Source organism: Duganella hordei, from assembly GCF_040369125.1.
In the GTDB taxonomy this organism is placed as follows: Bacteria; Pseudomonadota; Gammaproteobacteria; order Burkholderiales; family Burkholderiaceae_D; genus Rugamonas; species Rugamonas hordei.
Genome location: NZ_BPWI01000005.1, coordinates 298,422 through 318,561, shown reverse-complemented (window position 1 = coordinate 318,561; position 20,140 = coordinate 298,422). Strand labels below are relative to the sequence as shown.

Sequence of the window (20,140 nt, the reverse complement as noted above, 5' to 3'; positions counted from 1 at the left end):
AAATACAAACAGGGGAAATATCATGAAAAAATTATCGGTACGAACTCAGCTTGCCATTGCCTTTGGCGGCCTGACACTGCTGCTGGTGGGGATCGCCGTCATGTCGATCACCAACTTCTTGCGCCAATACGAGGAATTTGAAAGCTATGTGAACGGCGTGCGCGCGCGCTCCGAAGCCGCACACCTGGTACGGGAAGCGGTCGGCCTGCGCGCTGTCGCGGCGAGAAATCTCGTGCTGGTGACCAAGCCCGAGGACCGCGAAGCGGAAACCCGGATCGTCAAGCAGGCTCAAGCCCAGGTGGTTTCCAACTTGCAGAAACTTAACGAGATGGTCAAGGATAAATCTGCCTCCGACGAGGCCCGCCGCGTGGTCGGTAAAATAGATGCAATCGAAAAGACGTATTCGCCGGTTGCGCTGGCCATCGTGGACCTGGCGCTTCAGGGCCGAAGGGATGAGGCGATCGTCAAGATGAATGAAGAGTGCCGCCCATTGCTGGCCTCGCTGGTTGCCGCGACCAGCGAGTATGCGCAACTCGCCACCACCGTGTCAGCCCAGTTGATTGACGAGGCCAGCAAAGACTTTGTCGCATCAAGAAACATGCTCGTACTCTGCAGTGTCATTGCCACCGCCCTGGCCATTACCGCTGGGACGCTGATTTCCAAGAACCTCTTGCAAGCCCTGGGCGCCGAACCGCAGGCCTTGTCCGATGCGGTCAGCCAGGTAGCCAGTGGCGACCTGAGCGGCGACCTGCGCCTGCGTCCCAACGATACCGGCAGCGTTTTGGCCGCCGTGCAACGCATGCAAGTATCGCTATCCCAGGTGGTGTCGTCGGTGCGCCAGGATTCAGAGACGGTCTCGACTGCTGCAGCGGAAATTTCTTCAGGCAATAGCGATCTGTCCACCCGAACCGAGCAACAGGCCAGCTCGCTGGAGGAAACCGCCTCGTCGATGGAAGAATTGACCTCGACCGTCCGCCAGAACGCGGAGAACGCCCGGCAGGCCAACGCGCTGGCCATCAGCGCATCCGATATCGCCGCCAAGGGCGGCGCCGTGGTGGCCCAGGTGGTCGGCACGATGGACTCCATCAGCGAAGCATCGAAAAAGATCGTCGACATCATCAGCGTCATCGACGGCATCGCGTTCCAGACCAATATCCTGGCCTTGAATGCGGCCGTCGAGGCGGCGCGCGCCGGAGAGCAGGGCCGCGGGTTTGCCGTGGTGGCTTCCGAGGTGCGCAACCTGGCTCAGCGCAGCGCCAGCGCGGCAAAGGAAATCAAGGCCTTGATCGATAATTCGGTCGAGCGTGTCGACATCGGCTCCAAGCTGGCAACCGATGCCGGCGCAACCATGACCGAGGTGGTGCACAGCGTGCAACGCGTGAACGATATGATTGCTGAAATCATGAACGCAAGCCAGGAACAATCGGCCGGCATCGAGCAAATCAATCAGGCAATCATCGAGATGGATCATATGACCCAGCAAAACGCCTCCCTGGTCGAGGAGGCTGCCGCGGCGGCCGAATCCTTGAGCGACCAGGCCGGAAACCTGGTGCGCACGGTCAGCATATTCAAGATCCGCGCGGAAGCCGGGCATCGCAACACGGCGGCGGCGCCCGCACATTTGCGGGTGGTTACAAGCCCGGCCCGGGCGCTGGCCAAGGTATCCCGCCCTGCGCGCGGCGGCGGCGCAAAGGCCGCGCCGTCCCGTCCTGCGAAAGCGCCGGCAGCACAGGCCGCGGCAGCCGATTGGGTCGAGTTCTGATATTTGCGATCCGGCCGGCGCTCAGAGCGTCGGCTGTCATGTTTGATTGACGGAATGAAAAGCGAAAATTAATTCCTTGCCTGCAGCCATAAACCCAGGTGGTGGCGATTATTCCTGTTTGATTCCCTTCCGCTAGGGTACGTTGGCATGTGCCCCAGCCGATTTTTCCTTAGCCCGAGTTCGGATGGGCGTTTTAACCGAGATGCGGGTCAGCGCCTTTACAGCACAGCGGCATTGCTCCTCGTCAGGATAACCTTCGACTGAAAGTGCCACGACTAAATCGCCAGATCTGAGACGCCATCGCCATGGCTCTTTGGTCCTCTTGCAGCCATCTTCATAGAGCTCAAACCACATAAATGCCCTCCTTAGAAATTGCATTTATGATAGTGATTTAACTCTTGGTAAGCAAAATATTTACCATTGATCGTCATCAATATGAAGGTTCAAAATATATGGATAAATTTTTCGTTGCCCTACTTTCTATACAATTGGAAGCCACTCACTAGCAAATTGAAATAAACAAATGTTGTATAGAACACAAAATCACGGCGCGGGCGTCGCAACGCGTGAGTTTGATCAACGTGAAGATTTTGGCCTGCCCAGCAGGAATCGAACCTGCGACCCTCAGCTTAGAAGGCTGATGCTCTATCCAACTGAGCTATGGGCAGAGATGTGTGCAGCAAGAATATGCTGCGGAAATGAAAAACGGGCTGTCCTGGAGACAACCCGTTTTAAAAGTTCTTGGTCGGAGTACAAGGATTCGAACCTTGGACCCCCTGGTCCCAAACCAGGTGCGCTACCGGGCTGCGCCACACTCCGAAGACAGTATTCTAACGCCTGGCGCTTCCCGCGTCAATGAAACGCCAGCCGATTATTTCACTGCTGAAATTTTAAGCGGCCAGCTGGTTTTCCACCTTGTCGGCGATGCGGCGCGCCATCGACTGCGCATCTTGGGCGTTGCGGGCTTCGACCATCACCCGTATCAGCGGTTCCGTGCCGGAAGCGCGTATCAGCACCCGGCCGCTGTCGCCCAGCTCGCGCTCGACCTGCTCTTTTTCCGCCACCATGGCGGCGTTCTTGGTCCAGTCGAAACCGGGCGCGACGCGCACGTTGATCAGCGTTTGCGGGAAGATCACCAGTTCGCCGGCGCACTGCTCCAGCGAGCGGCCGCTGCGCTTGAGCGCCGACAGCACCTGCAGCGCCGAGATGATGCCGTCGCCGGTGGTGTGCTTGTCCAGCGCCAGCAGGTGGCCCGAGCCTTCGCCGCCCAGGATCCAGCCCTTGTCCTTCATTACTTCCAGCACGTAGCGGTCGCCGACCTTGGCGCGGGCGAAGCCGATGCCCTTCTCCTTCAGCGCCACCTCGACCGCCATATTGGTCATCAAGGTGCCGACGGCGCCGGCCACCGGGCCGGTCGCCATGCGGTCCATCACCATCAGGTACAGCAGCTCGTCGCCATTGTACAGGCGGCCGTTGGCGTCGCACATGATCAGGCGGTCGGCGTCGCCGTCCAGCGCAATGCCGAGATCGGCGCCGTGCGCGCGCACCGCCAGCGCCATCGCGTCCGGCGCGGTGGCGCCGTGGCCCAGGTTGATGTTGAAGCCGTCCGGCTTGTTGCCGATGGCGATCACTTCGGCGCCCAGCTCATGGAACACGTGCGGCGCGATGTTGTAGGCGGCGCCGTGGGCGCAGTCGACCACCAGCTTCAGGCCGCGCAGGTCCAGCTCGTTGGGGAAGGTGCTCTTGCAGAATTCGATGTAGCGGCCCTGGGCGTCGTCCAGGCGCTTGGCGCGGCCCAGCTTTTCCGACGGCACGCAGGCCATCGGCAGGTCCAGCGCCGCCTCGATGTCGAGTTCGACCGAATCGGGCAGCTTGGTGCCCTGGTCGGAAAAGAACTTGATGCCGTTGTCCTGGAACGGGTTGTGCGACGCCGAGATCACCACGCCGGCCGACAGCCGCAGCGCGCGCGTCAGGTAGGCGATGGCGGGCGTCGGCATCGGGCCGGCCAGCATGACGTCGACGCCGGCGGCGGAGAAGCCCGCCTCCAGCGCCGCCTCCAGCATGTAGCCGGAGATGCGCGTGTCCTTGCCGATCAATACGGTCGGGCGGGCGCCGCCGCTGCGGGTGCCGGCCAGGACCTTGCCGGCCGCATAGCCCAGGCGCATGACGAAGTCAGGCGTGATCGGCGACTCGCCCACCAGGCCGCGGATACCATCGGTGCCAAAATATTTACGTGACATTGTGTGTTCTCTTTATCGTTATTGGTTTTAGTGTGCCGCCTGCCATACCTTGAGCGCGTCGACCGTCTCGGCCACGTCGTGCACGCGGACGATGACGGCGCCCTGCGCCACCGCCGCCAGCGCGCCGCCGACGCTGCCGGCCATGCGCCGCTCCACCGGCTTGTCGACCACCGCGCCTATCATCGACTTGCGCGACAGGCCCGCCAGCAGCGGCATGTCCAGCTCGGCGATCAGGCGTCCGGTGGCTTTCAACAAGGCGTAATTATGCTCCACCGTCTTGCCAAAGCCAAAGCCGGGATCAATGCAGATTCGACGCGGATCAATACCGGCGGCGATCATCGCGTCGATGCGCTCGCGCAGGAAGGCGATCACCTCGGCCACCACGTCGGTGTACGACGGCGCCAGCTGCATGGTCTGCGGCTGGCTTTGCATGTGCATGATGCACAGGCCGCAATCGCTGTCGAGCACGGCCTCGATGGCGCCCGGGGCGCGGAAACCGTTGATATCGTTGATCATGTCGACGCCGGCGATGACCGCTTCGCGCATCAGCTGCGGCTTGTAGGTGTCGACCGAGATCGCCGGCCCCTGGTCGCGCAGCGCGTACAGCACCGGCATCACGCGCTGCAGCTCCTGCTCCAGCGGCAGCGGCGGCGCGCCGGGGCGGCTGGATTCGCCGCCGACGTCGATGATGTCGACGCCGTCCAGTATCATCTGCTCTGCATGGGAAATGGCGAATTCCAGCGACTGGTAATTGCCGCCGTCGGAAAACGAATCGGGGGTGACGTTGAGGATGCCCATCACGCGGGGACGGACGCCCCCTCCCCGCCACGGGTAGTTAAATCGGCCAAACTGCAGTGTAGATCGCATATGAAACTGGAATGAAAAAGGGCGAGGATCACTCCTCACCCTTTTGAGTTGATGCTGTAACGGCCGCTTAGGCCGGTGCGGTCACGTTAGGCGATACGCCCGAGCCGCCGTCGCCGGGAGGCTGCTTGCGGATCGTCACGCCCGGCTTCGGTGCGCGCGGCTCCAGGCCGGCCATGATGTCGTTGATCTGGTCCGCGTCGATGGTTTCCCATTCCAGCAGCGCCTTGGTCATCACTTCGACCTTGTCGCGGTTCTCTTCCAGCAGCTTGCGCGCCAGCTGATATTGCGTGTCGAGGATGGCGCGGATCTCGGCATCGACCATCTGCTGGGTCGCTTCGGAAATCGTCTTCGAGGCGCCGCCGAAGAAGCCGTCGTTCTGGCTGTCTTCGTAGACCATCACGCCCATGCTGTCGGACATGCCGAAGCGGGTCACCATCGAGCGGGCCAGCTTGGTGGCGCGCGAGAAGTCGTTCGAGGCGCCGGTCGACATCTGGCCGACGAAGATCTCTTCGGCGATGCGGCCGCCGAACAGGATGGAAATTTCTTCCAGCATCTTGTCCTTGTAGCCCGAGATATTGTCGTGCTCAGGCAGCTGCCAGGTCAGGCCCAGTGCCCAGCCGCGCGGCATGATGGTCACTTTGTGGACCGGATCGGCCTTCGGCAGCAGCTTGGCGACCACGGCGTGGCCGGACTCGTGATACGCGGTGTTGCGGCGCTCTTCCTCGCGGATGACCATGGATTTGCGCTCGGGGCCCATGAAGATCTTGTCTTTCGCATCTTCAAAGTCGGCCATGTCCACCAGGCGCTTGCTGCGGCGTGCCGCAAACAGGGCCGCCTCGTTGACCAGGTTGGCCAGGTCGGCGCCGGAGAAGCCAGGGGTGCCGCGGGCCAGGATGTCGGCCTTGACGTCGGTACCGATAGGCACTTTGCGCATGTGCACGTTGAGGATCTGTTCGCGGCCGCGGATGTCCGGCAGGCCCACCGACACCTGGCGGTCGAAACGGCCAGGACGCAGCAGCGCCTTGTCCAGCACGTCGGCGCGGTTGGTCGCTGCCACCACGATGACGCCGGACGATGCTTCGAAGCCGTCCATCTCCACCAGCAGCTGGTTCAGCGTCTGTTCGCGCTCGTCGTTGCCGCCGCCCATGCCGGCGCCGCGATGGCGGCCGACAGCGTCGATCTCGTCGATGAAGATGATGCAAGGCGAATGCTTCTTGGCGTTCTCGAACATGTCGCGCACGCGGGACGCGCCCACGCCGACGAACATTTCAACGAAGTCCGAACCGGAGATCGAGAAGAACGGCACCTTGGCTTCGCCGGCGATGGCGCGTGCCAGCAGCGTTTTACCGGTGCCCGGAGGACCGACCATCAGCACGCCGCGTGGAATGCGGCCGCCCAGTTTCTGGAATTTGCTCGGATCTTTGAGGAAGTCGACGATTTCGTTGACTTCTTCCTTGGCCTCGTCGCAACCGGCGACGTCGGCGAAGGTGACGGTGTTGTTGGTTTCATCCATCATGCGCGCCTTCGACTTGCCGAAGGAGAACGCCCCGCCCTTGCCGCCGCCCTGCATCTGGCGCATGAAGAAGATCCACACGCCGATCAGCAACAGCATCGGGAACCACGACACGAAGACCTGCTGCAGGAACGATGGCTCCTCGGGCGGTTTGATGTCGAAATGGATGCCGCTGTCGCGCAGGTCGCCGACCAGGCCGCGATCGAGCATGGTGGCGGTCGAGCGCACCTTGGTGTCGTCGCTGCGGGTGGCGGTGATGTTGGCGCCTTCAATCACGACATCCTTGATGCGCTTGGCTTTCACATCATCCAGCAGATCGGAATAAGCGATCGTTTTGGCGCCACCGGCTACGCTGTGACTATCAAACTGCTTGTACAGCATGAGCAGCAGCAGTACCACAACTACCCAAATGGCTGATTTGGAAAACATGTTATTCACGAAAACTCCTTGGATGCAGGGCGCATCTATAACCTATAGCTTAGAAACCCGATTTTACTCGCAATAAGCAGGCGGTGCCAGAAGCCCACTTGTGCGTGCGGCTGAAAATCCCGCGTAAAAACACATTATTTGACCAAAATACCGGTGCGATCAAGTCAAAACTGATCTTCACTGTGTCGATGTGCGGCCCAAGCCCCAAATATCAAGGGCGTTCAGGGGCGAATTCGTCGGAATCGGGCACTTCGGCCGAGACCATGCCGTCGGTCGGATTCTTCAGTCCGCGTCCCAGCAGGAAAATCTCGGACGATTTATCGCGGCTGGCTTTGGGTTTTTTCTGGATCACGGTTTTGAATTCGCGGCGGAATTTGAGCACGATGTCATTGAAACCCATGTCTTTAAAACATTTCACCAGCAGCGCGCCGCCGGGTTTCAAATGCGCTTGGGAGAATTCAATTGCCAAATCGATCAGATGCTCCATGCGCGCGGCGTCGGCGCTGGCGATGCCGGACAGGTTGGGCGCCATATCCGATAGCACAAGATCAACTTTCTGGCCTTTGACATGGTCTTCCAGCAGCTGCAGCACGTCGGGCTCGCGGAAATCGCCCTGGATGAAGTGGAAATCGGCGATCGGCTCCATCGGCAGCATGTCGAGGCCGATCAGCGTGCCGTTGATGCCGCCGCCCTCCTTGCCGGCCAGCTTGCGGCGCGCGTACTGGCCCCAGCTGCCAGGCGTGCAGCCGAGGTCGACGATGACCTGGCCGGGCTTGATCAGGCTCTCGTCCTCATCGATCTCCTTGAGCTTGAAAGCGGCGCGGGCGCGGTAGCCCTCTTTTTGCGCCAATTTCACGTAAGGGTCGTTAATGTGGTCGTGCAACCAGTTTTTGTTTAATTTCTTCTTCTTCATTCGCGTAGAATACTGCCTTTAAGGGAACCACTAAAAATATATTATGCAAAAACTTACACCTGTTGAGCGCAGCGCTCTGCGCGCCGAAGCGCATGGTCTCAAGCCTATCGTCCTGATCGGCGAGGCGGGCCTGACAGCCAACGTCCTCAAGGAAATTTCGCTGGGCCTGGATTCGCACGGCCTGATCAAGGTCCGCGTGTTCGGCGACGACCGCGAAGCCCGCGCCGCCATGTACGACACCATCTGCGAGCAGCTCGACGCGGCACCGGTGCAACACATCGGCAAGCTGCTGGTGCTGTACCGTCCGAAGGTGGAAACGGAAAAAGCCCGCTCGACCTCCGGCAAGGGCCTGCGCGAAGTCACCATCGTCAAGCCCAGCCCAAGCGGCACCAAGCGTCCGTCGGTGACCAAGGTACTGCTCAAGGGGAATGAACGCGTGACCCAAGGCGGCAATATCAAACGCGCCAAGCCACAGCAGAAGTCGACCAAGAAGAGCGCACTGGGCTCGAAGTAAGCCTTGTGCATCGTCCTTTCCCGCCCGGGAAAGGACGAAAGTGTTTTACTGTTTCACCACCAGCCACGCGGCCAGCAAGCTCTGCACCAGGTAGATGCTGCTGGAAATGCCGTGCAACATGCCGAATTCATTCCTGGCAGCGTCTTCCATCACACCGCCCGGCCCTGCCGCGGCACGCAAGGCCGCCATCATCGGCTGCAGGCCGAAATGCGACACCAGCGTACACAGCAACATTGCAAACACGACAATCAGCAGGTTGCGCCGCGTCTTGGCGGCCGAGTTGGCGGCGGAACCGGCGAAAATGCCGCCGGTCTCGGCGCCCTTGCTGATCCACAGCAGCACCAGCATGACCAGCGCGCAGGCGATCGACAGCCACGCCTCATTCTTGAACAGGCTGGCGGCGATGGTGCCGGCCAGCACGCGGTCGCTCAGCGTGGCGAACAGCGTCGGCGCGGCCAGGTAGCCGACCGCCCACAAACTGCCGGCCCACAGCGTCGCGACCAGCAAACGGGTGCGCGCGAGTAACATCAGATGTAACGCACTTCCAGGATTTCGTATTCGCGCGGGCCGCTCGGGGCCTGCACTTCCACCACGTCGCCGGCCGATTTGCCGATCAGCGCGCGGGCGATCGGCGACGTCACCGATACCTTGCTCAGTTTCAGGTCCGCTTCGTCCAGGCCGACGATCTGGTAGGTCACTTTCGCGCCCGACTCCAGGTCTTCCAGGTCCACCGTCGATGCGAACACCACGCGGCCATCGGCGTCCAGCGTGGTCGGGTCGATGATCTGTGCGGCGCTCAGCTTACCTTCCAGTTCCGCGATGCGGCCTTCGACGAACGCCTGGCGCTCCTTGGCGGCATCGTACTCGGCGTTTTCCGACAGGTCGCCATGCGAGCGTGCTTCGGCAATCGCGTCGATCACGATACGGCGTTCTTTGGTCTTCAACTGGTGCAGCTCGTCTTTCAGGAGCTCTGCGCCGAACTTGGTAAGTGGAACTGAAGTCATGTTGTTTATTTACTCTGTTTTTACAATGGAAAACCACAGAGGCCACGCCAACCTGCAGCGCGAGCTCTGTGGTTAATAGGTACTACTTAGGCCTTAGTGTAAGGTTTTATGCAGCCCTTGTAAATCGTACACTTGCAATTCGTCGAGGTGACGAATGCCTTCGACCGCCGCTTCGGCGCCGGCGATGGTGGTGTACGTCGTCACGCGCGATGCGAGCGACGAGGTGCGGATGGCGCGCGAGTCCGTGATGGCGCTGCGCTTTTCCTCGACCGTGTTGATGACCAGGACAATCTCGTGGTTCTTGATCATGTCGACCACGTGCGGACGTCCCTCGACCACCTTGTTCACCGGCGTGACCGGGATGCCGGCGGCGGCGATGACGGCGGCGGTGCCCTTGGTGGCCACCAGCGTGAAGCCGATGTCCACCAGGTCGCGCGCCACCTGCACCGCGCGCGGCTTGTCCGACGATTTCACCGACAGGAACACCTTGCCCGATTTCGGCAGCTTGATGCCGGCGCCCATCTGCGACTTGACGAAGGCTTCGCCGAAGGTCTTGCCGACGCCCATGACTTCACCGGTCGATTTCATCTCCGGTCCGAGGATGGTGTCGACGCCCGGGAACTTCACGAACGGGAACACGGCTTCCTTGACGCTGAAGTAAGGCGGCACGACTTCCTGGGTGATGCCCTGCTGCGCCAGCGTCTGGCCCACCATGCAGCGCGCGGCGATCTTCGCCAGCTGCAGGCCGGTGGCCTTCGACACGAACGGCACGGTGCGCGACGCACGCGGGTTCACTTCCAGCACGTAGACCACGTCGCGCATTTCGCCGTCGCGTTCCTGCTTCTGGATCGCGAACTGCACGTTCATCAGGCCGACCACGTTCAGGCCCTTGGCCATCAGCGCGGTCTGGCGCTTCAGTTCATCGATGGTCTCCTGCGACAGCGAGTAAGGCGGCAGCGAGCAGGCCGAGTCGCCCGAGTGCACGCCGGCTTGCTCGATGTGTTCCATCACGCCGCCGATGAAGGTGGTCTCGCCGTCGGAGATGCAATCGACGTCGCACTCGATGGCGTCGTTCAGGAAGCGGTCCAGCAGCACCGGCGAATCGTGCGACACCTTGACCGCTTCGCGCATGTAGCGCTCGAGGTCGCGCTGCTCGTGGACGATTTCCATCGCGCGGCCGCCCAGCACGTACGAAGGACGCACCACCAGCGGGTAGCCGATTTCCTGTGCCAGCGCCAGGGCGTCGGCTTCGGTGCGCGCGGTGCGGTTAGGCGGCTGGCGCAGGTTCAGCTTGTGCAGCAGCTGCTGGAAACGCTCGCGGTCTTCGGCGGCGTCGATCATGTCCGGCGAGGTGCCGACGATAGGCACGCCGTTCGCCTCCAGATCCAGCGCCAGCTTCAACGGGGTCTGGCCGCCGTACTGCACGATCACGCCGACCGGTTTTTCCAGCTCGACGATTTCCAGCACGTCTTCCAGCGTCAGCGATTCGAAGTACAGGCGGTCCGAGGTATCGTAGTCGGTCGACACGGTCTCCGGATTGCAGTTGACCATGATGGTCTCGTAGCCGTCCTCGCGCATCGCCAGCGCGGCGTGCACGCAGCAGTAGTCGAATTCGATGCCCTGGCCGATACGGTTCGGGCCACCGCCCAGCACCATGATCTTCTTCTTGTCGGTCGGATTGGACTCGCATTCCTCGTCGTAGGTCGAGTACATGTAGGCCGTGTTGGTCGAGAACTCCGCCGCGCAGGTATCGACGCGCTTGTACACCGGACGGATGTTGAGCTCATGGCGCTTGGCGCGCACGGCCTTGGCATCGGTCTGCAGCAGGAACGCCAGGCGGCGGTCCGAGAAGCCTTTTTGCTTCAGCTTGTACAGCGTGGTGCGGTCGATCTGCTCCAGCTTCTGCGTGTCCATCCACAGTTCCAGGTCGACGATCTCTTTAATCTGGATCAGGAACCATGGATCGATCTTGGTCAGCTGGTGTACTTCTTCCAGCGTGAAGCCCTGGGCGAACGCGTCGCCCACGTACCAGATACGCTCGGGACCAGGCTCGCCCAGTTCCTCTTCGATCTTCTCGCGGTCCTTGGTTTTTTCGTTCAGGCCGTCCACGCCGACTTCCAGGCCGCGCAGCGCTTTCTGGAACGATTCCTGGAAGGTGCGGCCGATCGCCATCACTTCGCCGACCGATTTCATTTGCGTGGTCAGGTGGTGGTCGGCGGTCGGGAATTTCTCGAACGTGAAGCGCGGGATCTTGGTCACGACGTAGTCGATCGACGGTTCGAACGAGGCCGGGGTCGCGCCGCCGGTGATCTCGTTGCGCAGCTCGTCCAGCGTGAAGCCGACAGCCAGCTTGGCCGCGACCTTGGCGATCGGGAAGCCGGTGGCCTTGGAAGCCAGTGCCGACGAACGCGATACGCGCGGGTTCATTTCAATGACGATCATGCGGCCGTCGGCCGGGTTGATCGAGAACTGCACGTTCGAACCGCCGGTGTCGACGCCGATCTCGCGCAGCACCGCCAGCGAGGCGTTGCGCATGATCTGGTATTCCTTGTCGGTCAGCGTTTGCGCCGGCGCCACGGTGATCGAGTCGCCGGTGTGCACGCCCATCGGGTCCAGGTTTTCAATCGAGCAGATGATGATGCAGTTGTCCGCCTTGTCGCGCACCACTTCCATCTCGTACTCTTTCCAGCCCAGCAGCGATTCTTCGATCAGCAGCTCGTTGGTCGGCGAGGCTTCCAGGCCGCGCTTGCAGATGGCTTCGAATTCTTCTTCGTTGTAGGCGATGCCGCCACCGCTGCCGCCCATCGTGAACGACGGGCGGATGATGGTCGGGAAGCCCACTTCGCGCTGCACGGCCCACGACTCTTCCAGCGAGTGCGCCACGCCGGAACGCGCGGAACCCAGGCCGATCTTGGTCATCGCGTCCTTGAACTTGGAGCGGTCCTCGGCCTTGTCGATGGCTTCCGGCGTCGCGCCGATCAGCTCGACCTTGTACTTGTCCAGGATGCCGTGGCGATGCAGGTCCAGCGCGCAGTTCAGCGCGGTCTGGCCGCCCATGGTCGGCAGGATCGCGTCCGGCTTTTCCTTGGCGATGATTTTCTCGACGACTTGCCAGGTGATCGGCTCGATGTAGGTGACGTCGGCCATCTCCGGGTCGGTCATGATGGTCGCCGGATTGCTGTTGACCAGGATGACTTTGTAGCCCTCTTCGCGCAGCGCCTTGCAGGCCTGTGCGCCGGAATAATCGAACTCGCAAGCCTGGCCGATGATGATCGGGCCAGCGCCAATAATCAGAATACTTTTAATGTCTGTACGTTTAGGCATCTTATTTTTTCTCCGTTGCTTCCATCATGCCGATGAAGCGGTCAAACAGGTAAGCGACGTCAGTCGGGCCGGGCGATGCTTCAGGGTGGCCCTGGAAGCAGAAGGCCGGCGTGTCGGTGCGGGCGAAGCCCTGCAGCGAGCCGTCGAACAGCGATTTGTGGGTTACGCGGCAGTTGGCCGGCAGCGTGTCCGGGTCGACGGCGAAGCCGTGGTTCTGGGACGTGATCAGCACTTGCTTGCTGTCGAGGTCCTGCACCGGGTGGTTGGCGCCGTGGTGGCCGAACTTCATCTTCAGCGTTTTCGCGCCCGAGGCCAGGCCCATGATCTGGTGGCCGAGGCAGATGCCGAACAGCGGCAGCTTCCTGGCCATGAATTCCTTGGCGGCGGCGATCGCGTAGTCGCACGGCTCAGGGTCGCCTGGGCCGTTCGACAGGAACACGCCGTCCGGGTTCAGTGCCAGCACGTCGGCGGCGCTGGTCTGCGCCGGCACGACGGTCACCTTGCAGCCGCGCGCGGTCAGCATGCGCAGGATGTTGCGCTTGACGCCGAAGTCGTAGGCCACGACGTGGAACTTGGGGTCCGTGAGCTTGCCGTAGCCTTCGCCCAGCGTCCATTCGGTTTCGGTGTATTCGTACTGCGACTTGACGGTGACCACCTTGGCCAGGTCCATGCCGGACAGGCCGGGGAAGGAGCGGGCCAGGTCCAGCGCCTGCGACGCCGACGGCTCGTTGCCCTGCGTGCCGACCAGGATGGCGCCGGACTGGGCGCCCTTCTCGCGCAGGATGCGGGTCAGCTTGCGCGTGTCGATGCCGGCGATGGCGACGATGTTCTCGGCCTTCAGGTAGTCGGCCAGCGATTGGGTGGAGCGGAAATTGGACGCCATCAGCGGCAGGTCACGGATGATTAAACCGGCTGCGTGGACTTTGGTGGATTCGACGTCTTCGGGATTGACGCCGGTATTGCCGATATGCGGATACGTCAGGGTGACGATCTGGCGGCTGTAGGAAGGATCGGTCAGGATTTCCTGATAGCCGGTCATGGAAGTATTAAAGACCACTTCGCCGGTCGTATGGCCGGCGGCGCCGATCGAAAAACCTTTGAAAATGGTTCCGTCAGCGAGGGCCAGTATGGCTGGAACGGCAGGGCCAGAAAAAAATGGCGGCAAGGGCAACTCCTGATAAAGTTACCGTAGCTGCGCCACGTCAGACGACCGTCGTGTGTCCCCCGCCGTCGCAGGCCAGGGTGGAAGGTCAGATTGATGATGGAGTGAGTGGTAGTCGCTACGGTAGAGGTGAGATTGGCTAAACCTTTGAATTATAACCAAATCCTCCCTGCTTGGCAATGGCAGCCAGAACATCCCGGGCGAAAAAAAATGCCGCCTGGCGCTAGCCGGGCGGCACTTTCGCGAAACCTTGTAAATTAGTTCAGCGCGGCGATGCCGGCTTTGGCGATTTGCGCATCTTCGGCCGATTTCACGCCCGACACGCCCACGGCGCCGATGATGTGGCCGTCAACGATGATGGGCACGCCGCCTTCGAGCATGCCGTCGGTCTGCGGCGCCGGCGCGCTCAGGAACGATACGCGGCCGTTGTTGATCATGTCTTCGTAGATCTTCGATTCGCGGCGGCCCAGCGCCGATACGCGCGCCTTGGCCGGGGCGATGTGCGACGACAGCGGCGCGGCGCCGTCCTGACGTTGCAGCCACAGCAGGTGGCCGCCGTCATCGACGATGGCGATCACGACAGCCCATTTATTGGCGACAGCCTCGGCTTCCGCAGCAGCGGCGATTTTCTTGACGTCGGCGAGGCACAGGTATGGTTTGGTTTGCATGGAGTCTTCCTTTTTGTTCGAGCCGATATTGTACCTAGGGTTTGCGCTTGGCTTCCAGTTTTTGCTTAATCTGCGCCATCACCTGCGCCGCGGCCTGCTCGCCCGCCAGGATCGCCTGGTTGCGGCCGGCGAAGTCGTTGCCCGCCATCTTGCCCAGGCTCGGCGCTATGACCACGTCCGCGTCCTTCAATTCATACTGGTTGATGCGCTGGCCCATGATGCTGAAGGTCTGCATGATGACGTCCAGCGAGCTGACGGTGGCCTGCACGTCGGCCTGCGTGGAGATGTTGACCGCGATGACGAAATCCGCGCCCATGTCGCGCGCAAAGCGCACCGGCACCGGCGCCACCAGGCCGCCGTCGACATAGGAATGGCCGTTGATCGTCACCGGTTGGAACACGCCGGGCACCGACGACGACGCCCGCACCGCCATGCCCGTGTTCCCGCGCTGGAACAGGATGGGCTGGCCGTTCTTCAGGTCCGACGCCACGGCGCCGAACGGAATCTTGAGTTTTTCCATCGGCTGGTTGTTGACCGCCTTGTTGACGTAGGCCTGCAGCGCCTCGCCCTTGAGCACGCCGGTGCTCTTGCCGAACAGCGGCACGGCCCAGTCGGAGATCGCCGCCTCGTCCATGTCCAGCGCCATCTTCTGCAGCTGGAAGCCGGTGTTGCCGGCCGCGTACAGAGCGCCGACCACGCTGCCGGCGCTGGTGCCGACCACGATGTCCGGATAAATGCCCTGCGCCTCCAGCGCCTTGATGACGCCGATGTGGGCAAAGCCGCGCGCCGCGCCGCCGCCCAGCGCCAGGCCGATCTTGATCTTCTTCGGCGGCAGCGGCTCGGGCACGGAAACCGCCGGGGCCACCGGCGTTTCGATCACCGGATTGGTCTTGCAACCGACAACGGCGGCAGCGGCGAAGATGGTTAAAGCGACAAGGGAAAGACGGCGTGATGGCATGTAGGGTTCAATCTGCTGGTTTATGGCGCAGCAGATTGTATCTTAATCCCCTCCCCCGGGCCGAATGCCTCACTGGGCCGCGGCGGCGGTGCCGTATTCGTCGGCGCCCAGGTCGATAATGCCTTCGATCCGCGCTTCGCCATTGATATCCTGCGTGCCGTTGAGCGGAATCGAGCCGGAAGGGAAATAGCGGGTCCACAGCGGCGAGCTCCAGGTCGTCAGCGCGGTGCCGGTGGCGCCGACATTGATGGCCGGCGAGGTATTGAGCAGCTTCAGGTCGCCGGTCGTCGGCGCGACGTAGCGCGGGTCGGCGATCACGCGCGTGCCCGGCAGGCTGGTGGTGCTGGAGCTGCTGCCCCACCACAGGTTGATGCCCCAGACATTGCCGGTGTGCCCGGTCCCTTCGACCTGGTAGCTCTCGGCGGTGGTGCCCTTGCCGGAGAAGATGTTATTGCTGAAGCGCGAGTCGATGACCTTGTACTGGAACACCACCTCGCTGCCCCAGCCCTTGTTCTTGTAGAACGAGTTGTTGTGCACATTGATGCGGCGCGACTGGCCGGCGCCCGTCGAATAGCCGCCCAGCGACAGCCCCGCCTCGCGGTTGGCGTACACAAAGTTGTTGGTCATCAGGATGTCCTCGGTCGCCTTGCCGCTGTGCTCGCTGGCGAATTCGAAGCCGATGTCGTTGCCGGTGGAGATGTTGCGGTCGAAGATGATGTTGCGTCCGCCATCCACGTAAAAGCCGCCGGCCGAGCCTTCCCCGCCGTACCACGGATTGGTCGTGCTGGAATTGTTCTGCGCGCGGTTGTTGCGCACCATGCCGTTGCGCACGCGGTCGCTCTCGCCGCAACCGGAGCACTCGCCTTCGTAGCCGATGAAGTCGAAGCCGATATTGTTATTGTCGTGCACGTTGTTGCTCAGCACTTCAAAGCGGTCCACATTGCCGTTGATGACCAGCGCCTCGCTGGCCTGCAACACGTTCTGGTACACCTCGTTGCCCTGCACCAGCAGGTCGGTGACGCCGGTGGCGTTCGTGCCGAACACCGCCAGGCCATGCGCGCCAACCGAGCACGGATCCTTGCAGGTGCTGGTGTTCTTGATGGCGTGGATCTTGTTGTTGACGATCTGCAGATTCGAGCCGTTGCCTTCGATCAGAATGCCGACCGGCGTATTGCTGCCGCTGGACGTCAGCCCCGTCACGTCGAAGCCTTCGACCCGCACATAGTTCGAATTCTTGATCGTGATCAGCCCTTCGCGGCCGGACGGCGCCAGGCCGCTGCCGCTGATGATGGCGCCCGTATCGCCCTTGAGCGTGACGAGCGCGCTGGCGGTGCCGGACTTGCCTGAAATGAGCACCTTCTGCTTGTAGGTACCGGCCAGCACGCGGACCGTGTCGCCGGCGCCGGCGGTATTGACCGCGGCCTGGATCGACTGACCGGGGCTGACCGTAATGATGACGGCATGCGCCGTGGACGCCAGCACGCCGGCAAACACGCACGCGGCTGTGGCGAAAGCTTTCACATAGTTCATAGGCAGTTCTCCAATTGAAAAGACAAGACCTTCGACTCACCCGGCGGCGCCGGGGCTTTACACCGGCACCGCCTCCAGCAGCAGTGCGTGTTCGAAGCGCAGCGTCAGGCGATTGCGGCCGCCCTCCACTACGCCGATATCCTTGCCGTCGACGTAGTCGCGCAGGCGCCAGCGTCCGGCGCCCAGGCCGCGGATCTCGACCGGGCCGTCCCAGCGCGGCGCGAAGAAGGCGAAATACATCCTGCCGCCCTTCTCCACCGCGTGGCCTTCCGGCTTGTCGAAACCGATGTCGTACAGCTCGCCGCGATAGACGCCGTTGGCCAGCATCTTGTCGCGATAGATGCCGATCCACTTGCGCCACTTCAGCTCGCGCTCGGGCGTTAGCAGGAAGCTGTCCTTGGGCTTGGGATCGACCGGCCAGGTGAACTTGGTCGACAGCACGGCGCCGATGCCGACCGTCGAGGCGAAATCGTCGCCGCCGTCGCTCAGCTCCACGTGGTCGCCCGCATACGGCGCCGAGCGCCCCATCAGCGCCTTCAGCGTCTTGCCCTTGTGCCGCACCTGCCACGACGACAGCGGGTCGGAGGCCGGCGCCTGGTTCATGTAGGGGAAATTGTGGAAGGCGTACGAGGTGCCGCACGGGCAAAGCTCGACCACGGCGTTGGGATTGATCTCGCGCGCCGTGTCGTACACCATCTTCCAGAAATCCTGCAGCTTCTCGAACGATTCCTCGGGCCGCGCGTGCTTGTGCAACGGGTTGTGGCATGGCGCCACGCCGTTCAGGTGCTGGCCGTCGATCTTCAGGCCCTGGTAGCCCCACTCGCCCAGGATCTTGCGTATCCAGGCGCGGGTCATGTCGATGGTGGGCTGGTAGGCCGGGCACAGATAGAAGCTGTTCCACCAGCTGATCAGCTGCGGCGCGCCCTCCTTGTCCAGCAGCAGCATGTCGGTGTGGTCATGCAGCAGGTCCGAGCCGGGATCGACCGCCAACGGCGTGATCCACAGCCGCGCCTTCAGGCCGGCGTCCTTGATGGTGGTCACCAGGCCACGCATGTCGGCTTCGCCGCCCGGGAACTTCTTGGTGTCCAGTTTCCAGTCGCCTTCGTTGTTCTGCCAGCCATCGTCCAGCACCGCCCATTCGAGGCCCAGCTCCTTGGCCTTCTGCAGCGTGCCCACCATCAGCGGTACCGTGAAGTCGCGCTCGTAGCCCCAGGCGCACCAGATAGGCTCGTAGCATTCGGCCGGAGCGTCCGGGGCGCGCAGGCCGCGCTCGGCCATGGCCTGGCGGTACTGATCGAGCGCGGAAAAATAATCGCCCGTGTGCAGCGCCAGGAAGGTGTCCAGCGTATCGAGCGTCTCGCCCGGCTGCAGTGTCGTCTCCTGCTTGAATTCGACCGCCAGCGAGGCGCCGCCCGCGACCGCGCGCACCGGCAGCGCGACCAGGCGCGGCACGGTGTCCAGGTGGCCGACGGCCAGCCCGCACTCGCGGTTCCAGACGTCGGCCGCAGGCGTGCCGCCGCCGTAGTCGGAAGCGTTCATGCCCATGAAGTTGCGCTGGTCAAAGCCGGCGACCAGCGGCTGCACCCAGTCGCGCCGGTCGGGATGGGTGGCGCCGGAGAATGTCCAGAATTCCGCCTTGCGGCCAGCCGCGGGGCGCAGCGTGTGGGCGCTGTTGGCCCAGGCCGCGACCGGCAGCGGCTTGTCGCCGGTGTTGCGATAGGAAACGCGGATGACGGCCAAGCCGGGATGGCGTTCATAAAAAGTGACGGCGACCGTCTTCTCGATGCCGTCCGCCACGCCGGACAGGCGATGGCGTACGCCGGGGCCGTGGGCGCCGTCGACCTTGTCGGCCGCCTGCGACGACAGCGCAAAGCGTTCGACCCAGCGGCCGTTGGGCAGTTGCAGCCGTTCGCTCGGCGCGAAGGCGGTGACCGCCGTGGGCCGGGGCCCGCGCCGGGACACGACGCGACAGCGCAGCAGGCTGTCGAATTCCAGCGCCATGGCGGCGTCGCCGATGCGCGCCACTTGCTTGCCTTGCGCCTGCAACGTGGCCGCGCCGGCGTCGCCCACCGTGGACGTCACTGCGGCTCCCGCCAGCCATTGCAGCAAGGTGCGACGGCGTTGATCATGTTGGTTGTTCATCGGTTTCCTCGTTTTTCTATTCAATGCCAGGCGCGCGGGTAGGCTTTTTCCGCGTTGATCCGGTATAGCTTGTCGACCACGGCGCGCGGCAGCGCCAGCCCGCGCACCGGCCGGTCCAGCTCGGGCACGGCGAAGCTGTCGGCGGTGACGAAATAACGCCAGTCACGCCGCCATACCGTGTCCACGTCGGCCACGAAGCCGGCGTCGTCCTGCTCCGCCGACTGCGCCAGGTCGGAGCCGTACATCAACCGGTCCTGGTACTTGATGAGGAAGGCGCGCACGCGTTTTCGGTCGCGCTGCGACTGGTATTGCAGCTGTCCGATGCGGGCCGCCACGTCGACGTTGACGCCGGGGTGGGCGTCGAGGAAGCGCGCCAGCCGGTCCACATCCCACTCCAGCGACGCCAGGTGCACGCCGGTGAAGCGCAGGTCGGGATGCTTGTCCAGCAAATGGTCGCGTGCGGCCATCTGCTCTTCGTAGCTGGGCATCTCCGGGTGCGCGTACATGTGGTAGGCCGGATGTTCCTTGAAATATTCGCGGTCGTTATTGACCGTCATCTGCTCAAGCGGCAGCCAGCAGTTGTGCGGTTCGCCCTGGTGCCCCAGCACCATGACGCCGCGTTGGGCCAGCCCGTTGAACACTTGGTCGAAACGTGGATCGTCGACCATCACCAGCTTGCCCTGGCCGTCGCGCAGGCTCATGCCGATGTTCTTCCACACCTTGACGCCGACGGCGCCGTCGGCCAGCGCTCCATCCAGGTCTTTCAGCGTGGCCGCGCCCCACTCCGGCTTTTCGAAGCCGTCGGTGGAAAAGGTCGCGGCCCAGGCCACCTGCCGCGGATGACCGTGGGCCAGCGCGCTGGCCACGCGCCGCTGCTGGTCGAGCGGTGGAAAATCCGGATAGTCGACATTGATGGTCAGCGCACGGAAGTTGTCCTTGCGCGCCAGCGCCAGCCAGGCGTCCTGATTCTCGCCGTGCAGGTGTAGATGGGCGTCGATCTTCGGCACCTGGTCGAAGTCGCGCACGGTGTAGCCGCTGGCGGCGGTGGCCAGCGGCGCGGCCAGCAGCGCCGCAAGAACGGCAGGTAGCAGAGTCCAACGCATATAAAGTCCTT

At 62.7% G+C, this 20,140-nt stretch carries 15 protein-coding genes and 2 tRNA genes; 2 read left to right on the top strand and 15 right to left on the bottom strand.

Annotated elements, in window-relative coordinates; genetic code table 11:
• The first annotated feature begins 22 nt into the window (after positions 1-22).
• Positions 23-1,762, top strand: a complete 1,740-nt coding sequence (locus tag ABWW33_RS14550) for a methyl-accepting chemotaxis protein (protein WP_353402406.1) — start codon at positions 23-25, stop codon at positions 1,760-1,762.
• Between the two features lie 591 nt (positions 1,763-2,353).
• On the opposite strand, the gene ABWW33_RS14545 is transcribed toward ABWW33_RS14550, so the two are convergent.
• The 6 genes from ABWW33_RS14545 to ABWW33_RS14520 all read right to left on the bottom strand — a co-directional run bounded on the left by ABWW33_RS14545 (position 2,354) and on the right by ABWW33_RS14520 (position 7,724).
• Positions 2,354-2,430, bottom strand: a tRNA-Arg gene (locus ABWW33_RS14545).
• Between the two features lie 74 nt (positions 2,431-2,504).
• Positions 2,505-2,581, bottom strand: a tRNA-Pro gene (locus ABWW33_RS14540).
• 71 nt (positions 2,582-2,652) lie between these two features.
• The gene (gene glmM, locus ABWW33_RS14535; RefSeq protein ID WP_176653905.1) at positions 2,653-4,002 is read right to left on the bottom strand and encodes a phosphoglucosamine mutase; all 1,350 of its coding nucleotides are present in this window, start codon (positions 4,000-4,002) and stop codon (positions 2,653-2,655) included.
• A gap of 27 nt (positions 4,003-4,029) precedes the next feature.
• Positions 4,030-4,869 (bottom strand): dihydropteroate synthase, encoded by an 840-nt coding sequence (folP, locus tag ABWW33_RS14530; RefSeq protein ID WP_353402404.1) that lies wholly within the window; start codon positions 4,867-4,869, stop codon positions 4,030-4,032.
• A 67-nt stretch (positions 4,870-4,936) separates the two neighbouring features.
• On the bottom strand, positions 4,937-6,820 hold the full coding sequence (ftsH, locus tag ABWW33_RS14525; RefSeq protein ID WP_176653903.1) for an ATP-dependent zinc metalloprotease FtsH: 1,884 nt from the start codon (positions 6,818-6,820) through the stop codon (positions 4,937-4,939).
• 202 nt (positions 6,821-7,022) lie between these two features.
• Positions 7,023-7,724 (bottom strand): RlmE family RNA methyltransferase, encoded by a 702-nt coding sequence (locus ABWW33_RS14520; protein ID WP_176653902.1) that lies wholly within the window; start codon positions 7,722-7,724, stop codon positions 7,023-7,025.
• 43 nt (positions 7,725-7,767) lie between these two features.
• On the opposite strand from ABWW33_RS14520, the gene ABWW33_RS14515 reads away from it, so the two are divergent.
• Positions 7,768-8,238 (top strand): YhbY family RNA-binding protein, encoded by a 471-nt coding sequence (locus ABWW33_RS14515; protein WP_176653901.1) that lies wholly within the window; start codon positions 7,768-7,770, stop codon positions 8,236-8,238.
• Positions 8,239-8,283: 45 nt separating this feature from the next.
• Here the strand turns inward: ABWW33_RS14515 and ABWW33_RS14510 are convergent, their stop codons facing one another.
• The 9 genes from ABWW33_RS14510 to ABWW33_RS14470 all read right to left on the bottom strand — a co-directional run bounded on the left by ABWW33_RS14510 (position 8,284) and on the right by ABWW33_RS14470 (position 20,129).
• Positions 8,284-8,766 (bottom strand): DUF4149 domain-containing protein, encoded by a 483-nt coding sequence (locus ABWW33_RS14510; RefSeq protein ID WP_176653900.1) that lies wholly within the window; start codon positions 8,764-8,766, stop codon positions 8,284-8,286.
• The gene (gene greA / locus ABWW33_RS14505) at positions 8,766-9,242 is read right to left on the bottom strand and encodes a transcription elongation factor GreA (protein WP_176653899.1); all 477 of its coding nucleotides are present in this window, start codon (positions 9,240-9,242) and stop codon (positions 8,766-8,768) included. Before greA ends, ABWW33_RS14510 begins: the two co-directional genes overlap by 1 nt.
• 93 nt (positions 9,243-9,335) lie before the next feature.
• Entirely contained in the window at positions 9,336-12,566 is a 3,231-nt protein-coding gene (gene carB / locus ABWW33_RS14500; protein WP_353402401.1) for a carbamoyl-phosphate synthase large subunit, read from the bottom strand.
• 1 nt (position 12,567) lies between these two features.
• Entirely contained in the window at positions 12,568-13,731 is a 1,164-nt protein-coding gene (gene carA / locus ABWW33_RS14495) for a glutamine-hydrolyzing carbamoyl-phosphate synthase small subunit (protein ID WP_353402399.1), read from the bottom strand.
• A 254-nt stretch (positions 13,732-13,985) separates the two neighbouring features.
• Positions 13,986-14,396 carry a GlcG/HbpS family heme-binding protein gene (locus ABWW33_RS14490; RefSeq protein ID WP_353402398.1) on the bottom strand — a complete coding sequence of 137 codons (411 nt, stop codon included), beginning with the start codon at positions 14,394-14,396 and terminating at the stop codon, positions 13,986-13,988.
• Between the two features lie 34 nt (positions 14,397-14,430).
• Entirely contained in the window at positions 14,431-15,354 is a 924-nt protein-coding gene (locus ABWW33_RS14485; RefSeq protein WP_353402396.1) for a patatin-like phospholipase family protein, read from the bottom strand.
• Positions 15,355-15,423: 69 nt separating this feature from the next.
• Complete coding sequence (locus ABWW33_RS14480) at positions 15,424-16,884, bottom strand: right-handed parallel beta-helix repeat-containing protein (RefSeq protein ID WP_353402394.1); 1,461 nt, start codon at positions 16,882-16,884, stop codon at positions 15,424-15,426.
• Between the two features lie 57 nt (positions 16,885-16,941).
• Positions 16,942-19,026: a glycoside hydrolase family 36 protein gene (locus tag ABWW33_RS14475; protein WP_353402392.1), complete on the bottom strand. Its 2,085-nt coding sequence runs from the start codon at positions 19,024-19,026 to the stop codon at positions 16,942-16,944.
• A gap of 20 nt (positions 19,027-19,046) precedes the next feature.
• A complete protein-coding gene (locus tag ABWW33_RS14470; RefSeq protein WP_353402390.1) occupies positions 19,047-20,129 on the bottom strand; it encodes an amidohydrolase family protein in 1,083 nt (360 codons plus the stop codon).
• Positions 20,130-20,140 lie beyond the last annotated feature (11 nt).

Bases quoted from the DNA above. Each gene is read 5' to 3' on its own strand.
- greA (WP_176653899.1), bottom strand. From the start codon at position 9,242: ATGACTTCAGTTCCACTTACCAAGTTCGGCGCAGAGCTCCTGAAAGAC.
- carB (WP_353402401.1), bottom strand. From the start codon at position 12,566: ATGCCTAAACGTACAGACATTAAAAGTATTCTGATTATTGGCGCTGGC.
- ABWW33_RS14520 (WP_176653902.1), bottom strand. From the start codon at position 7,724: ATGAAGAAGAAGAAATTAAACAAAAACTGGTTGCACGACCACATTAAC.
- ABWW33_RS14550 (WP_353402406.1), top strand. From the start codon at position 23: ATGAAAAAATTATCGGTACGAACTCAGCTTGCCATTGCCTTTGGCGGC.
- ABWW33_RS14470 (WP_353402390.1), bottom strand. From the start codon at position 20,129: ATGCGTTGGACTCTGCTACCTGCCGTTCTTGCGGCGCTGCTGGCCGCG.
- ABWW33_RS14480 (WP_353402394.1), bottom strand. From the start codon at position 16,884: ATGAACTATGTGAAAGCTTTCGCCACAGCCGCGTGCGTGTTTGCCGGC.
- ABWW33_RS14485 (WP_353402396.1), bottom strand. From the start codon at position 15,354: ATGCCATCACGCCGTCTTTCCCTTGTCGCTTTAACCATCTTCGCCGCT.
- folP (WP_353402404.1), bottom strand. From the start codon at position 4,869: ATGCGATCTACACTGCAGTTTGGCCGATTTAACTACCCGTGGCGGGGA.
- glmM (WP_176653905.1), bottom strand. From the start codon at position 4,002: ATGTCACGTAAATATTTTGGCACCGATGGTATCCGCGGCCTGGTGGGC.
- ABWW33_RS14490 (WP_353402398.1), bottom strand. From the start codon at position 14,396: ATGCAAACCAAACCATACCTGTGCCTCGCCGACGTCAAGAAAATCGCC.
- ABWW33_RS14510 (WP_176653900.1), bottom strand. From the start codon at position 8,766: ATGTTACTCGCGCGCACCCGTTTGCTGGTCGCGACGCTGTGGGCCGGC.
- ABWW33_RS14515 (WP_176653901.1), top strand. From the start codon at position 7,768: ATGCAAAAACTTACACCTGTTGAGCGCAGCGCTCTGCGCGCCGAAGCG.
- ABWW33_RS14475 (WP_353402392.1), bottom strand. From the start codon at position 19,026: ATGAACAACCAACATGATCAACGCCGTCGCACCTTGCTGCAATGGCTG.